The 14,734-nt window shown below is 69.3% G+C and carries 15 protein-coding genes; 7 read left to right on the forward strand and 8 right to left on the reverse strand.

The genetic code is table 11. The features are described from left to right. Positions 1 to 374 (forward strand): hypothetical protein (locus ACFPJ1_RS31805; RefSeq protein WP_380109579.1); only part of this gene is annotated, 374 nt, incomplete at its 5' end. Between the two features lie 381 nt (positions 375 to 755). Here ACFPJ1_RS31805 and ACFPJ1_RS31810 read toward each other — a convergent pair. Together ACFPJ1_RS31810 and ACFPJ1_RS31815 are read right to left on the reverse strand one after the other, a co-directional pair. Beyond that, positions 756 to 2,870, reverse strand: coding sequence for a thiamine pyrophosphate-dependent enzyme (locus ACFPJ1_RS31810; protein WP_380109581.1), 2,115 nt, complete (start codon positions 2,868 to 2,870; stop codon positions 756 to 758). Positions 2,871 to 2,873: 3 nt separating this feature from the next. Next, on the reverse strand, positions 2,874 to 3,350 hold the full coding sequence (locus tag ACFPJ1_RS31815; protein ID WP_380109584.1) for a MarR family winged helix-turn-helix transcriptional regulator: 477 nt from the start codon (positions 3,348 to 3,350) through the stop codon (positions 2,874 to 2,876). Between the two features lie 96 nt (positions 3,351 to 3,446). Between ACFPJ1_RS31815 and ACFPJ1_RS31820 the strand changes: the two genes are divergently transcribed. After that, positions 3,447 to 4,832 (forward strand): MFS transporter, encoded by a 1,386-nt coding sequence (locus tag ACFPJ1_RS31820; protein WP_380109586.1) that lies wholly within the window; start codon positions 3,447 to 3,449, stop codon positions 4,830 to 4,832. On the opposite strand, the gene ACFPJ1_RS31825 is transcribed toward ACFPJ1_RS31820, so the two are convergent. Then, the gene (locus ACFPJ1_RS31825) at positions 4,766 to 5,254 is read right to left on the reverse strand and encodes a GNAT family N-acetyltransferase (RefSeq protein WP_380109588.1); all 489 of its coding nucleotides are present in this window, start codon (positions 5,252 to 5,254) and stop codon (positions 4,766 to 4,768) included. The two genes, ACFPJ1_RS31820 and ACFPJ1_RS31825, sit on opposite strands and share 67 nt — an antisense overlap. A gap of 184 nt (positions 5,255 to 5,438) precedes the next feature. On the opposite strand from ACFPJ1_RS31825, the gene ACFPJ1_RS31830 reads away from it, so the two are divergent. Both ACFPJ1_RS31830 and ACFPJ1_RS31835 read left to right on the forward strand, forming a co-directional pair. Beyond that, a complete protein-coding gene (locus tag ACFPJ1_RS31830; RefSeq protein WP_380109589.1) occupies positions 5,439 to 6,128 on the forward strand; it encodes a hypothetical protein in 690 nt (229 codons plus the stop codon). Between the two features lie 113 nt (positions 6,129 to 6,241). Beyond that, the gene (locus ACFPJ1_RS31835) at positions 6,242 to 7,117 is read left to right on the forward strand and encodes a LysR family transcriptional regulator (protein WP_380109591.1); all 876 of its coding nucleotides are present in this window, start codon (positions 6,242 to 6,244) and stop codon (positions 7,115 to 7,117) included. Here the strand turns inward: ACFPJ1_RS31835 and ku are convergent. The 4 genes from ku to ACFPJ1_RS31855 form a co-directional block, all read right to left on the reverse strand. Next, entirely contained in the window at positions 7,114 to 8,025 is a 912-nt protein-coding gene (gene ku / locus ACFPJ1_RS31840) for a non-homologous end joining protein Ku (protein ID WP_380109592.1), read from the reverse strand. The genes ACFPJ1_RS31835 and ku overlap by 4 nt on opposite strands. Before the next feature lie 97 nt (positions 8,026 to 8,122). After that, positions 8,123 to 9,013: a hypothetical protein gene (locus ACFPJ1_RS31845; protein WP_380109594.1), complete on the reverse strand. Its 891-nt coding sequence runs from the start codon at positions 9,011 to 9,013 to the stop codon at positions 8,123 to 8,125. A 10-nt stretch (positions 9,014 to 9,023) separates the two neighbouring features. Next, entirely contained in the window at positions 9,024 to 9,896 is an 873-nt protein-coding gene (locus ACFPJ1_RS31850; protein WP_380109596.1) for an alpha/beta fold hydrolase, read from the reverse strand. A 31-nt stretch (positions 9,897 to 9,927) separates the two neighbouring features. Then, a complete protein-coding gene (locus tag ACFPJ1_RS31855) occupies positions 9,928 to 10,101 on the reverse strand; it encodes a CsbD family protein (protein WP_380109598.1) in 174 nt (57 codons plus the stop codon). 206 nt (positions 10,102 to 10,307) lie between these two features. Between ACFPJ1_RS31855 and ACFPJ1_RS31860 the strand changes: the two genes are divergently transcribed. After that, complete coding sequence (locus ACFPJ1_RS31860) at positions 10,308 to 10,631, forward strand: plasmid stabilization protein (protein ID WP_380109600.1); 324 nt, start codon at positions 10,308 to 10,310, stop codon at positions 10,629 to 10,631. Positions 10,632 to 10,787: 156 nt separating this feature from the next. Then, on the forward strand, positions 10,788 to 13,166 hold the full coding sequence (locus tag ACFPJ1_RS31865; RefSeq protein ID WP_380109603.1) for a phosphoketolase family protein: 2,379 nt from the start codon (positions 10,788 to 10,790) through the stop codon (positions 13,164 to 13,166). Here the strand turns inward: ACFPJ1_RS31865 and ACFPJ1_RS31870 are convergent. Next, positions 13,163 to 13,978 carry a sigma-70 family RNA polymerase sigma factor gene (locus tag ACFPJ1_RS31870; RefSeq protein ID WP_380109605.1) on the reverse strand — a complete coding sequence of 272 codons (816 nt, stop codon included), beginning with the start codon at positions 13,976 to 13,978 and terminating at the stop codon, positions 13,163 to 13,165. The genes ACFPJ1_RS31865 and ACFPJ1_RS31870 overlap by 4 nt on opposite strands. Before the next feature lie 184 nt (positions 13,979 to 14,162). On the opposite strand from ACFPJ1_RS31870, the gene ACFPJ1_RS31875 reads away from it, so the two are divergent. Further along, the gene (locus tag ACFPJ1_RS31875; RefSeq protein WP_380109607.1) at positions 14,163 to 14,732 is read left to right on the forward strand and encodes a UdgX family uracil-DNA binding protein; all 570 of its coding nucleotides are present in this window, start codon (positions 14,163 to 14,165) and stop codon (positions 14,730 to 14,732) included. The last annotated feature ends 2 nt before the right edge of the window (positions 14,733 to 14,734 follow it).

The following is a 14,734-nucleotide window of genomic DNA, read 5'->3' on the forward strand; positions in this document are numbered from 1 at the left end:
CCGTCGCCAGACCCGCCTGGGCCGACCCCAACCCCACCCGAACCCGCTACCGCACACCCACCACCAGCTACCGCGGCCGCAGAGCGTCGGACAGCCCTGCCCGGAACCACGCCAACCACCCGGCACCCACCACTGCCGTGGATGGCGCCGCTGCCACCGCGGACAACCCGGCCGCACAGTTCGACCCCTGGGGCGACACCGACCCACCCGAACCAGGCACCGGCAACCACACCCATCCACCCGACGACCCGCCCCCGGGTCACCGGGCGCTGCACCACGCCAACAACCCGCCACTGGCCACCACCGACCGGGACCGGCGCAACACTGAGAACCCGATCCGCACCATCACAGAGGACGCTGCCGCACCGGGCTGACGATCTCACAGACGCTGCGCACCTCGTGCGGGAAGGGCAACTGAAGATCTCCCTACACGCGCGAGGCCAGCGCCCGCCTGCCTGAGCTACACCGCGGAACCGTCGACCTGACCCGCACCGCGGAACCGTCCACCTGACCCGCACCGCGGAGTCGCGGCGCAGCAGCAATGACTGCCCCGCCGGACCCCCACCCCCGGCGAGGATCATGCCGTCACCAGCGCGTCGGAGGTACTGCGGTGCCGCGCCGGTCGGCGACGACGTCGGAACAGGCATGGATAGACCGCTCGTACTCCGGAACGTCTACCAGGCTGGACACGCCTGCTCCCACCAGCCGCGATGATCGGTGGTGGCTGGCCTGTGTAGGTGTGCTCCGGGTGTTGTTCAGGCGTTGAGGAGGGCGCGGGCGGCGTGTTCGATGGTTTGTTCGCTCAGGAGGACTTGGCGGGCTGCGTCGCCCAGGGGGACGAAGGAGTCCTCGCTGGTTACTCGTGCCATTCGGCCGGTGTAGCCGGCGTCGACGAGTGCCGCCAGGATGCCCTCGGACACGCCGCCTGAGCGGCGGGTCTCGTCCACGACCAGCACCCGCCCGGTGGCTGTTGCCTCGCGCAACAAATCCTCCAGCGGCAGCGGCGCCAGCCAGCGCAGATCGAGAACCCTGGTGCGCGGCAGTCTCGCCGCCACCCGCAGGCTCATCGGCAGCCCGTTGCCGAACGTGACGATGGTCAGCCGGTCCCCGTCGCCGTAGGTCCGGCCCCGACCGATCGGAACATGCGCGGTTGGGTACGACGCCAGCCACTGCTCGTCGCCCTCGGTGTGCAGATCCCGCCGGTGATACAACGCGATCGGCTCGAGGAAAACGCAGACGGCACCCTCGGCCCGGGCGGCCGCGGCGCAGCTGTGCAGCATCGCGGCCGCATCGTCCGGCCGGGACGGTGACGCGATCACCAGCCCCGGGATGTCCCGCAGTACGCCGATCGCGTCGTCGTTGTGGAAGTGACCGCCGAACCCCTTCTGGTAGCCGTAGCCCGCGATCCGCAGCAGCATCGGGTTGCGGTACTGCCCCTGCGAGAAGAACTTCAGCGACGCGGCCTCACCGCGCAGTTGGTCCTCCGCGTTGTGCAGGTAGGCGAGGTACTGGATCTCCGGCAGCGGCAGCAGCCCGGACACGCCCGCCCCGAGCGCCAGCCCGAGGATCGACTGCTCGTCGAGCAACGTGTCGAACACCCGCGCGGCGCCGAACGCCTTCTGCAGCCCACGCGTCACCCCGTACACGCCACCCTTGCGGCCGATGTCCTCGCCGAACGCGATCGCCTCCGGGTACGACGCGAGCACGTCCGCCAATGCGCGGTTGATCGCCTGGCTCAAGGTCAGCGGTTCGGTGTGCTCCGTGTCGACGAGGTGACCGGGCAACGACTTCCCGACGATCGCGCGATCGGGGAACCGCAGCGGCGCGGCCACGGCTTCGGCCGACTCGAGCTGGGGGAGTCCGGCCACCTCGCGGGCGATTCCCATCACCTCGGACCGCTTGCACTCGTAGAGGTCGATCACCTCGTCCGGCCGGTGCCCGGCTCCCAGCAGCAGCCGGGCCGTGCCGAGCAGCGGATCCCGCTCCTCGTCGGCGGCGAGCTCGGCCGGGCTGCGATAAGCCGCCTCCACGTCCGACCCCGCGTGGCCCATCAGCCGCACCGTTCGCAGCCGGAGGAATGCCGGCCGCCGGTTCCGGCGTACGAAGGTCACCGCCTCGGTCGCCATCGTCAACGTCGCGTCGAGATCGGTGCCGTCGGCATCGAAGTACCTGAGTCCGGGGCGTTGCCCGTACGCCTGCTTGATCCAGCCGTCCGGGGTGCGCACGCTGATCCCGATCCCGTTGTCCTCGCAGACCAGCAGCAACGGCATCGGGATGCCCTGGTACGACGCGTGCAGGGCTGCGTTGATCGCGCCGGTGGCAGTCGAGTGGTTCGCCGAGGCATCGCCGAAGCTAGTCACCACGACCGCATCCACGGGCCAGGGCGACGGTACGCCGAGCTTGGCCGCCCGGGCGATCGAGAAGGCGACGCCCATCGCCCGGGGCAGGTGCGAGGCGATCGTCGAGGTTTGCGGGATCACCGCCAGGTCGTGCCGCCCGAACACCTTGTGCCGGCCGCCCGCGATCGGCTCGGTGGTCGCCGCGGCCACGCCGAGCAGGATGTCCCGGATCCCGTCCTTGTCCTGGTGCTGCTCCGCCCGGGCCAGGTAGAAGGCGCCGGACCGGTAGTGCAGCAGTGCCGGGTCGGTCGGGCGGAGGGCAGCCGCGACTCCGGCGTTCCCCTCGTGGCCGGACGACCCGATCGTGTAGAACCCGTGCCCCTCGGACTGGAGCCACCTCGCCGCCAGGTCGGCGTGCCTGCTGCCGAGCTGTGCGTCGTACAGGGTCCTGAGCAGGGCGGCAGGGTGGTCACAGGGGGCCGGCTTCAGCGCCCGGACCCGTTCGGCGAAGAGTTCGTCGACCTGGGTCACCGGTCAGAGTCCGCAGTCGAAGCCGTCGTCGTTGGGGTTGGCGTCGGCCAGTTTGTCCAGGATCCGGGCCGCGCGTCGTAGGTCCTCACTCGAAACATGATCCGCGAAGAAGGTGGCGACCACAGCGTCGACCACCGGTTGAGCCTTCGCGAGCGCCTCCCGGCCCGCCTCGGTGAGCTCCGCCCAGGTGGCCCGGCGGTCCTCCGGCGAGGTCTTGCGGACCACCCAGCCGTCCTTGTCCTCCAGCTTGCCGACCAGCCGGGTGCCGCCGCTGCGGGAGATCATCAGCCGCTCCGCGAGTGGCGCCATCCGGAGCCGCCCGCCCGCCTGGTCGAGGATCTGCAGCACCTCGTGCTCGAAGTACGTCATGCCCGCGTTGCTGCGCAGGGTGTTGTCGAGGTGGGTGAAGAGCAACGTGTCCGCCCGGTACAGCGCCCGCCAGGCACCCAGTTGGTCCACGCTCATCTGCTTCGTCGCCATGGCAGTGAGTATACGACGCAACTGTTGAATTGTGAACTGTTCGCATGTGTATGGTGGCCGGACATTCTGGATCCAATCGGCTGGGGGATGGGCATCGTGAGCAAGGTCCGCTGGAAGGCAGTCCGGCCGCTGAGGTATCGGGACTACCGGCTGCTGTGGACCGGGCTGGCGGTCGCGCTGCTCGGCAGCGGGCTGTGGCTCGTCGCGCTCGCCTGGCAGGTGATCGAGCTCGGCGGTGGTCCGGTCCAGCTCTCGGTCGTCACCACCGCCTACAGCATCGGGCTGGTGGTCTGCGTGCTGTTCGGTGGGATCGCGGCCGACCGGCTCTCGCAGCGGTCGGTGATCATCGCGGCCGACACCGTACGAGGTGCCGTGCTGCTGGTGGTCGCCGCGCTCGCGCTCACCGGGTGGCTGGAGATCTGGCACCTGGCGGCGGGCGCAGTACTGATCGGCGCCGGTGAAGCTTTCCTGATCCCGGCCTACACGGCGCTCGTACCGCGGCTGCTGCCGCAGGAGGAGTTGCTGGCGGCCAACGGTCTGGAGGGGACCCTCCGGCCGTTGGCTCAGCAGGCGACCGGTCCGGCGCTCGGTGGTCTGGCGATCGCCGCGCTGTCTCCCGGGGTCGCGATCCTGGTGGCCGCGCTCACCTACTTCTTCTCCGCTGCGTGTGTGATGGCCATGCGGGTACGGCCGGAGCCAGCCGATGCTCCGGGCGAGTCGGAGGAAGCGGCGGCGACGGGTGCCCGGGCGATGCTTGCGGACCTGCGGGAGGGCTGGAGCTATGTCCGCGAGACGCGGTGGCTGCTCGCCTCACTGCTCTTCGGCACGGTGTTCGTGCTGCTCATCCTGGGACCGCTCGAGGTGCTGCTGCCGTTCGCGGTCCGCGACCAACTGGGCGGCGGGCCGAAGGACTTCGGGCTGGTGCTCGCGGCGTTCGGTATCGGTGGCGCGGTGGGTGCGCTGCTGATCTCGTCACGCAGTCTGCCGAGGCGCTACCTGACCGTGATGACGGTGATGTGGGGTGTCGGGTCGCTGCCGTTCGTGCTGCTCGGGTTCGCGACCGACCTCTGGGTGATGGCGGCCGGTGCGGCGGTCGTCGGTGCGACCGGGTCCGCGGCGATGGTGATCTGGGGGACGCTGCTGCAACGCCGGGTGCCGGACCACCTGCGGGGGCGGATCGCGAGTCTCGACTTCTTCGTGTCCCTGCTGCTGATGCCGGTGTCGATGGCACTCGCGGGCCCGGCCGGCAGCCTCTTCGGGGTCACCGCGGTCTTCATCGTCGCCGGTGTCGGTCCGGCGATCATCTGCTTCGTGGTGATCTGGTTCGGCCGGATGCCCTCCGACGAACTCGCCAACCCCCTGGACCACGAGGCGGTGGATCAGGAGCCGCTGCAGGATCAGGTTCCGACGGTGGATCAGGAACCGGTGGCGGGTACCGCGGACTCGGTGGGCGCCTCGAAGCGGATCAGCTCCGACGCCTGATCACCACGCCAGTCGACCGGCGTACGACCGGCCTCCCGCCAGCCCGCCCTTCGGTACAAGGCGATCGCAGCGCCGCAGTTGTCCGCAACCTCCAGCCCGAGCCGCCGGTCGTGCTCACCGGCGACGGTGACGCAGTGGTCGAGCAGCCGGCGGCCGAGCCCCGCGCCGGTCTGCTCCGGATCCACGAACAACCGTTCCACCAGCGCGTCCGAAGCCCCGTCCGCGGTCAGCGCGACGTGTCCGGCCACCTGTTCGTCAACGGTGACCACCCAGCAACCGAGAGCCGCCGGCGGAGTCAGCCAGTGCGCCGGATCCTCGGGCCAGTTCACCGGATAACCAGCGGTTTCCTGCACGCCTCGCAGGAGCCGAACGCACTCTTCGAGGTCCCCCTCGACTCGTTTCCGAACCTCGATCGTCGCCACCGCCCAACCTTCACACATCACCCCGCCCGCACCAGCGACCGGCCCGGCTTCGCAATCGGGACCGATCGGCGGGAACAGTTCCGGTGGCCAGTTCGTTGTTTCTGTATCGGCTGTCGGCGCTGTGGGGAGCGAGGCGGCCGTTTGGTGGGGACTGTCGGGTGCCCACCGCTATGTCCCGTTCACGATGACAAGTGAGTCCGGCGAGATGCACCTATCCCCTAGAGCGCAGCGCACGGCGACCGCGGCCGGCGCGGGGATCGGTACGGCCGGGTTGCTGGCCGGGGTGCTGTTACTCGGTCCGCTCGCGGCCACAATCCTGCTCGCAGTCGTGTTCACCCTTGCCTGGCCCCTGGCCGCGGTGGTGCTGCACATCGCCGACGAGGTGCCGTACCGGTCGCCCGTGCTGGTGGCAGCCGCATCGGCCGGTGGCGTGCTCTGCGTCCCGGGCATGGTCAAGCTGCTCAGCTGGGGAGCGGTCGGCCTGGTGATCGCCCTGTTCGCGGCGGGCGTCTTCGTGCTGATCGACCTCGCGCTGCCCGGCAACCGCCGTCCGCGCAGGCGGCGTCGCCGCCGCCAGAAGGCGCAGTACGGCGGCCTCGTGGCGCTGAGCGGGTCCGACGAGCTCGAGGACGAGAAGCTGATCGCCTCGCTCAAGTGCCCCCTGAGCATCGAGGAACTCTGCAGCGTCTGGGGTGAGACCACGACGACGCTCGCGCAGGGCGCCGGGCCGCGGGACCGGCAGGCGGTCGCCGAGGTACGCCGGATCTGCCTGGACGAGTTCGAGCGCCGCAACCCGGACGGCTTCCAGCGCTGGATCGAGGCAGGCGCCTCCGGCGACCCGAGTAGCTACCTCCTCCCCAACTCCAACGAATGACCCCAGAGGTCAGCGGTTCCTGAGGAGCGTGGTCACCGCGACGCCGGCCGCCTGGGCCGACGCCGGGTTCTGCCCGACGACCGGCAGCTACGACCTGACAGGGGACTTCTGACTTGAGTGTTTCTCTCGACCTGCTGCGGACCTTTCTGGCGATCTACCGGACGGGCTCGATCACCGCGGCCGCCGAGACGCTCGGGTTGTCCCAGCCGACGGTGACCGCGCACCTCAAGGCGCTGGAGGCTGCGCTCGGGCAGCCGCTGTTCGAGCGACAGGCGCGGGGCGTCCGGCCGACCACAGCGGGCGACGAGGTGGCGCGCCGGATCGCGGAGCCGATCGACGTGCTGCAGGGGCTGGTGGTCGACGAGTTCGAGGAACCGGTCGCGGCGACGGTCCGGCTCGGCGGTCCGGCCGACTTCCTGTGCGACCAGGTGCTGCCGGCGCTGGCCGGGCGACTCGGCGACGGTCTCCAGCTCCGGACTCGCCTCGGCCTGTCCAACGAGCTGGTCGACGCTCTCGCCGGACGGAGCCTCGACGTGGTGATCTGTTCGGTCCGGCCACGCCTGGCCGGGCTGCGCGTCACCCCGCTGTGCGACGAGACGTTCGCGCTGGTCGCCGCACCGCGCTGGTTCGCCGGTACGCCGGTGACCATGCCTGAGTCGTTGCGCAAGATCCCGCTGGTCGCCTCCGCGGAGGAGGCGCCGATCATCCGGCGGTACTGGCGCAGCGTGTTCGGCGTACGGCTGACCCGAGCGGCTGACCTCGTCGTACCGGATCTGCGCGGGGTGCTCGCCGCAGTACGGGCCGGCGCCGGGGCGAGCGTGCTCCCGCTCTATCTGTGCGGCCAGGCGATCGAGGCCGGCGAGTTGCGGTTGCTCGCCGAGCCGGAACTACCGCCGGTCAACACCCTGTACGTCGTCACACGGTCCGACGCGGGACACCGGAGCGCGGCGAGCGCAGTCCGGACCGAGCTGTTGCGGCAGTTCGCCTAGGCCGCCTTCTTCTTGGCGGCCTTCTTGGCCGTCCTCTTCGCGGGCTTCTTCGCCGCCGTGGTCTTCTTGGTGGTGGTCTTCTTGGCAGCCGCGGTCTGCTTCGCCGGGCTCTTCTTGGCGCCATCCTGGCGACGGGACCGGGCGGCTTCGACGCTGGCTCGCAGCGCGGACACCAGATCGGTCGTGGAGGTCGCCTCGGGCTCCTCCTCGTTGTAGACGATCTCCTTGCCCTCGCGCTTGTCCTCGACCAGCTTCTTCACCCGTTCGGTGTAGCTGTCCTTGTACTCCGTGGGCTGCCAGGAGCCGCTCATCGCCTCGATCAGGTCGACCGCCATCGACAGCTGCTTGCCCTGGCTCACCTTCGCCGGCAGCGTGCCGACTTCCGCGGGATCCCGGATCTCGTCGGCGAAGTACATCGTGTGCAGCTTCAGCACCTTGCCGTCGGCCCGGATCGAGGCGAGGTACTCCTTGCCGCGCATCACGAATGTCGCGATCCCGGCCCGGTTCGTCTTGGCCAGGGCGTCGCGGAGCAACCCGTACGACGAGGCGTTCTCCTCGTCCGAGGGGCCGAGGTAGTAGGTCTTCTGGAAGTGGATCGGGTCGATCTCCTCCAGGTCGACGAAGGTGGAGATCTCCAGCGAGCGGGACCGGCCGGGCGCGATGTCGGCCAGTTCCTCCTGCTCGACGATCACGTACTCGCCGCCGCCGACGTCGTGGCCCTTGACGATCTTGTCGTAGTCGACCTCGCGGCCGGTCCGCTCGTTCACCCGCTTGTTGCGGATCCGGTCCGAGGTGCCGCGCTGGAACTGGTGAAAGTCGACCTCGTGCTCCCTGGTCGCGCTGAACAGCCCGACCGGCACCGAGACCAGCCCGAAGTTGATGTACCCGCTCCAGATCGCCCGCGCCATGACCGCCGTCCTCTCTCCGACCAGACCAGCACATCACTGCCACTACCCAGACTGCCAGTACCCAGCCCGCCAACCCTCAGGCCGCGGGAGTCACCCGTCAGAGCCTGTTGTACCGCTTGCGAGCCTCTCGGGACTCCTTCTGCGCGGTCCGGGCCGCCTTGCGGGCCTCGTCGAGCTCCTCGCCGATCCGGTGTACCGCTTCCTGCGCCTCGGCGAGGGCGTCGCGGGCGTCGGAGAGCTGGTTGTCGAGGTCCTCCACGGTCGCGTCGGCTGCCTCGGCGGCGGCGATCGCGCCGTCCAGTTCCTGCTTGGCCTCCGCCTTCTCGGCGGCTTCGCGCTCCTCCTGCTCGCGTTCGGCCTTCTCTCGCTTGGCAGTCTCCGCCGCCGATTCCTTCTCGGCCGCCTCGTCGGCTGCCGCCTTCTCGGACTCACCGGCCTTGGCGCGGCGAGCCTGAGCCCGCTGCCGGCGTTCGTCGGTGATCGGGGTGATGTTGGACGGCTCGCCACTCTCGTCGACGACCCCGAAGCCGACGTGCCGCAGGGCGCTGCTCAGCTGCCCCTCGCGAACGGCCTCGCCGGCGGCCGGATCCACCAGGGCAGCGTCCAGGGTCTCGCGGAGCTTCTGGGCGACGTCCGCGCTGACCTTCTGGCCCTCCCGCTCGGCCAGGCCACCGGCCGACTTCGAGAGCTTGTCGATCAGCTTGTGCCGTTTCGGCGTCAGCTCGCGGAGCCGCTCACCGTCGAGGTCCGCCGTGGCCTCGCGGAACTCGTCGCCGAGCGCCAGCAGGTCGTCGATATCGTCGGGCAGTTCCCGGGCAACCAGGTTGGCGAGCCAGGCGGCCACGGTGGGTTTGCGCAGCGCCTTCAGCCGGGTCGACCCGAGCTGGTCGCCGTCCGCCTTCAGCTGCTTGGCGAGCTCGTTGCGAGTAGCAATGAAGTCGGCCGCCGACGCCGCGTAGAGCGCGCTCGCTGCCTCCTCGAAGTCCACCCGCCCGACGCTACAGGAACTCCCGGAGGCTCTGAACGAGTTCGGCCGGGGCATTTTCGGCGATGTGGTGGGTCGAGTCGATGCCGTGCCCCACGACGGGCTCCTTGCACCACGGGCGCCATACGGCCAACGGGTCGCCGTAGATCTGCTCCATGTCGTCCCGGGTCGACCAGCACATCATCGTCGGGCAGGTGATCTGCCGTCCGGCCGCGCGATCGGCCTCGTCGTTGCGCCGGTCGATCCCCGGACCGGCCCGGTAGTCCTCGACCATCGCGTGCACAGTCGCCGGATCACGGATCGCGGCGAGGAAGTCGGCATGGTTCTCCGGCCCGAGCACGTCGGGTGAGTTCACCGTCCAGGCGTTGTACCAGGTCTCCGGGTCCGCGCAGATCACCCGCTCCGCCGGCTTGGCCGTCTGGGCGAAGAACCACCAGTGCCACCACATCAGGGCGAAGTCGGCGTCGCACCGCTCCAGCGCCTCGACCACCGGTACGCCGTCCAGCACGACGAGCTTCGTCACGGTGTCCTCGTGATCCATGGCGGTGCGGTAGGCGACCTGCGAGCCCCGGTCATGCCCGACCACCGCGAACTGTTCGTGGCCCAGGGCAACCATGAGCCCGGCGACGTCCGCCGCCATCGCGCGCTTCGAGTACGGCGTGTGGTCGTCGTCGCTGGCAGGTTTGCTCGACTGGCCGTAGCCGCGCAGGTCCGGGCAGACCACGGTGTAGCCGGAGTCGGCGAGTGCCGGGGCGACCTGGTACCAGGTGGTGTGCGTCCGCGGGTGTCCGTGCAGCAGCACCACGGCCGGTCCGGAACCGCCGTAACGGACCCTGAGAGCGATGTCGCCCACCAGGATCCGTTCCAGCTGGAAGCCTTCGAACACGATGTTTCCGGTCCTCAGTCCTTGGAAGGTCCTAGTCCTTGAAGGCGTCCTTGGCCTTCTCGCCGGCCTGCTTCAGGTCGGCCACCGACTTCTCGGCCTGGCCCTCGGCCTGCAGGTCCTCGTTGTCGGTCGCGTCGCCGGTCTTCTCCTTCATCTTGCCCTTGGCGCTCTCGGCGGCGTTCTTCATCTTGTCCCCGATACCCATCGGTTCCTCCTCTGTGCTGCCGGATCTGACCCCCGCTCCGGTGCCCAGCGTCAACCAACCCATGCACCGACCCGTCAATGGCACGCTTGGTCGCCTGCGGCGACGAACAACCCACGCGGCCGCCAACCCGGTGCCCGCTCCGCCGACCTGATTGCCTGCGATCCGCAAGGGGTACCGGGCGCGCACCGCACGGAAGGAGTTCGAGAATGCCCGCAGGGTCGAGCAAGAAACGCGAGCGGCAGTACGAGCACATCAAGGCCGGCCTGAAGAAGAGCGGCCGCAGCGAGGACACCGCTGAGGAGATTGCGGCCCGCACGGTGAACAAGGAGCGCGCCCGCTCCGGCGAGGCGAAGCAGAAGAGCCGCAGCTCCACCCACGACATCTCCTCCGGCCGTCGCGGCGGGCTCCGCTCACACAGCGGCCCGCAGGGCCGAACCAAGGACCAGCTCTACAACGAGGCCAAGCAGAAGAACATCAAGGGCCGCTCGAAGATGACCAAGGCCGAGCTGGAGAAGGCCGTAGGTCGCTAGCGAAGACGCACAGTGAAGGCACTCACCTGGCGGGGTTGACAAGTTCGCCACTCATCGGCTCCCGTTGTCGGAGGGTCCCACCGCCTACGAGATGTTCCAGCAGAAGCAGGACGGTGCCGTGAAGGTACTGCTCACCCCTTGACGAGGAGCGCGACCTTGCAGCAAGTCGACGCCACCCCGCTGAGCGACGAGGAGCTGCAGGGCCTCGACGCGTACTGGCGGGCCGCCAACTACCTGTCGGTCGGGCAGATCTACCTGCTCGCGAACCCGTTGCTGAAGGAGCCGTTGCGGCCCGAGCACATCAAGCCGCGGCTGCTCGGTCACTGGGGTACGACGCCCGGGCTGAACTTGATCTACACCCACCTGAACCGGGTGATCCGGCACGGCGAGCGCGAGCTGATGTACGTGATCGGGCCCGGTCACGGCGGTCCCGCGATCGTCGCGAACAGCTGGCTCGAGGGCAGCTGGACCGCGACCTACCCGAACACCACCCTGGACGAGCCCGGGATGGGCAGGCTGTTCAAGCAGTTCTCCTTCCCCGGCGGGATCCCCAGCCACGTCGCGCCCGAGGTGCCCGGCTCGATCAACGAGGGCGGTGAGCTGGGCTACTCGCTCAGCCACGCGTACGGCGCCGCGTTCGACAACCCGGACCTGGTGGTCGCCTGCGTGGTCGGCGACGGCGAGGCCGAAACGGGGCCGCTGGCAACTTCCTGGCACTCGAACAAGTTCCTCGACCCGCGCCGCGACGGCGCGGTGCTGCCGATCCTGCACCTGAACGGCTACAAGATCGCCAACCCCACGGTGCTCGCCCGGATCGGCGACGAGGAACTGGCCGAATTGCTCCGCGGCTACGGTCACGAGCCCTTCCTGGTCCAGGGCTCGGACCCGGCCGCGGTGCACCAGTCGATGGCGGCCGCGCTGGACAGGTGCTTCCAGCGGATCGACGAGATCCAGCTCGAGGCCCGCACCGCCACGACCGCCGTACCGCGCCAGACCTGGCCGATGCTGGTACTGCGGACGCCGAAGGGGTGGACCGGTCCGCGCACGGTGGACGACCTGCCGGTGGAGGACACCTGGCGGTCCCACCAGGTGCCGTTGTCCGGCGTCCGCACGAACGACCAGCACCTCCACCAGCTGGAGGACTGGCTGAAGAGTTACCGGCCGGAGGAACTCTTCGACGAGACGGGCCGCCCCGTTGCCGAAGTGCTCGACCTCGCGCCGAGCCCGTCGCTGCGGATGGGGACGAGCCCGCACGCGAACGGCGGCGTGCTCACCCGGGATCTGGAGCTGCCACCCGTCGCCGACTACGCAGTACCGGTGAAGGCGCCAGGTGCTGAGGACAGCGAGCCGACAAGGGTGTTCGGCGCCTTCCTGCGTGATGTGTTCCGGGCGAACGAGCAGCACCGGAACTTCCGACTGGTCGGCCCGGACGAGACCGAGTCGAACCGCCTGTCCGCGGTCTACGAGACCACCGCCAAGGCCTGGAACGGCGCGGTGCTGGACACCGACGAGCATCTCGCGCCCGACGGCCGGGTGATGGAGATCCTCAGCGAGCACACCTGCCAGGGCTGGCTCGAGGGGTACCTGCTGACCGGGCGGCACGGGCTGTTCTCGTCGTACGAGGCGTTCGTGCACATCGTCGACTCGATGGTGAACCAGCACGCCAAGTGGCTGAAGACGGTGAACCGGCTGGAGTGGCGCCGGCCCGTCCCGTCGCTGAACTACCTGCTCACCTCACACGTCTGGCGCCAGGACCACAATGGGTTCTCGCACCAGGATCCCGGCTTCATCGATCACGTGGTGAACAAGAAGGCCGAGGTGGTCCGGGTCTACCTGCCGCCGGACACCAACACGCTGCTGTCCACGATGGACCACTGCCTGCGGACCCGGAACTACATCAACGTGGTTGTCGCAGGCAAGCAACCGCAGCCCAACTGGCTCGACTGGGACGCCGCCGCGCTGCACTGTGCCCGCGGGATCGGCGTCTGGGACTTCGCCAGCAACGACGACGGCGATCCGGACGTGGTGCTCGCCTGTGCCGGTGACGTGCCGACGCTGGAGACGATGGCCGCCGTCGACCTGTTGCGGGAACACCTTCCCCAGTTGAAGATCCGCGTCGTCAACGTGGTCGACCTGATGCGGTTGCAGGGCGCCACGGAACACCCGCACGGCCTGAACGATCCGGACTACGACGCGATCTTCCCGCCGGGCGTCCCGACGATCTTCGCGTACCACGGCTATCCCTGGCTGATCCATCGGCTGACCTACCGGCGGCACAACCACGACGACCTGCACGTCCGCGGGTACATCGAGGAGGGCACCACGACCACGCCGTTCGACATGGTCGTGCGGAACAACCTGGACCGGTACCACCTGGCGATGGACGTGATCGATCGCGTGCCGTCCCTGCGCAGCCACGCGATCTCGGCCCGCCAGTACTTCGTGGACCAGCGCACCCGCCACCACACCTACGTCACCACCCACGGCGAGGACCTGCCAGAGGTACGCGACTGGCGCTGGGGTCAGCAGCGCTAGGCGTGCCCGGGGTGTCCTCGGGTGATGCCTGGCTGGCGGCTGAGCTCGGTGCGGAGGCGCTCGAGGATGCCGCGGAGCAGGCGGGACACCTGCATCTGGCTGACGCCGAGCTCGTTGCCGATCTCCTCCTGGGTGAAGCCGGCGCAGAACCGCAGTTCCAGGATCCGCCGGTCGCGATCGCCGAGTTCCGCGACAACGGGAGTCAGCGTGTGCACGTTCTCGACCAGTTCGTAGCCGTCCTCGGCGTCGGCGACCGTGTCCATCAGGCTCGCTCCGCCGTCAGCCGGACCGGGCGCATCCAGTGAGAGGGTGCTGAAACATCCGCGCACCGAGGACGCCTCGGTGATCTCGCCGGTCTCGGTACCAAGTGCCTCGGCAGTCTCCGCGTCCGACGGCAGATGACCCAGCTTCTGGGTCAACTCGGGCTCGGTCGCGGCGATGCTGCCCTGCATCTCCTGCACCCGGCGCGGCGGCCGGACCGTCCACGCGCAGTCACGGAAGTACCGCTTCAGCTCGCCGCGGATGGTCGGTACGGCGTACGCGAGGAAGGCGGTCTCGGCATTCAACTTGTAGCCGTTGGCGGCCTTCACCAGGCCGAGGTAGGCGACCTGCTCGAGGTCGTCCTCGTCCACCCCCTTGCGGCGGTACCGGGAGGCGATGGAACGCGCGACCGGCGCGTTCAGGATCACCACTTCGTCGAGCAGTTGCTGGTGCCGGGGATCGGGGACTTGGTGGGCTTCGACCAGTAGTTCCTGGGTCGTGTCGGCAATGCGCTGCTTCGAGTCGGAAGCGCTGACAGGTGCGATCGTCACGGTGAGAGACCTCGTCGTGTCGTCCTGCGGTGGGTGGCGTCATTGCTGAACCACTTGCCTCCCACCAGACCAAACTCCGCCGCCCGTTGCAACCCCCGAACTGTTACAGGTGTTTGAAAAAGGGCACCTGACCAGCGTGCAGAAGTTCCCTGGCGCCTCGGAATGGGTCCCGGCGAGCGGCGGAGTGAAGAAACTCACGGCCGCTCTATCGACCTGCCGAGGCTGTGACCTCTACGAGTACGCCGACCAGGCCGTGCCGGGCGAAGGTCCCGCGTCGGCGCGGATGGTGCTCGTCGGGGAGCAGCCCGGTGATGTCGAGGACCACGAGGGCAGGGCGTTCGTCGGCCCCGCGGGTCGCCTGCTGGACAAGGCCCTGGCCGAGGCGGGGATCGAGCGGTCCGAGGTCTACCTGACCAACGCGGTCAAGCACTTCCGGTTCGAGCGCCAGGGCAAGCGCCGGATCCACAAGACGCCGGCGGTCGGCCACATCGTTGCCTGCAAACCCTGGTTGGTCAGGGAACTGGAGCTCGTGGAGCCTTCGCTGGTGGTGGTTCTCGGCGCGGTCGCGGCCCGCGCGCTGCTCGGTACCGGCTTCAAGGTGACCGAGCGTCGAGGCGAAGCGGTCGAGCTACCGGACGGCACCGCGGCGATGGCCACGGTGCACCCGTCCTCGGTGGTGCGGTCGCGCGCGTACCGGCGGGACTTCGAGCTGTTCGTCCGCGATCTCCGCACCGCCGTCTCGCTGCTGCCCTGAGT

Origin of the sequence: Kribbella qitaiheensis (assembly GCF_042657745.1) — a bacterium.
GTDB lineage: Bacteria > Actinomycetota > Actinomycetes > Propionibacteriales > Kribbellaceae > Kribbella > Kribbella qitaiheensis.

What these genes read in the sequence shown, in the direction of transcription:
- ACFPJ1_RS31815 (WP_380109584.1), bottom strand. Translation starts at nt 3,350, where the DNA reads ATGGCGACGAAGCAGATGAGCGTGGACCAACTGGGTGCCTGGCGGGCG.
- ACFPJ1_RS31830 (WP_380109589.1), top strand. Translation starts at nt 5,439, where the DNA reads ATGACAAGTGAGTCCGGCGAGATGCACCTATCCCCTAGAGCGCAGCGC.
- ku (WP_380109592.1), bottom strand. Translation starts at nt 8,025, where the DNA reads ATGGCGCGGGCGATCTGGAGCGGGTACATCAACTTCGGGCTGGTCTCG.
- ACFPJ1_RS31855 (WP_380109598.1), bottom strand. Translation starts at nt 10,101, where the DNA reads ATGGGTATCGGGGACAAGATGAAGAACGCCGCCGAGAGCGCCAAGGGC.
- ACFPJ1_RS31860 (WP_380109600.1), top strand. Translation starts at nt 10,308, where the DNA reads ATGCCCGCAGGGTCGAGCAAGAAACGCGAGCGGCAGTACGAGCACATC.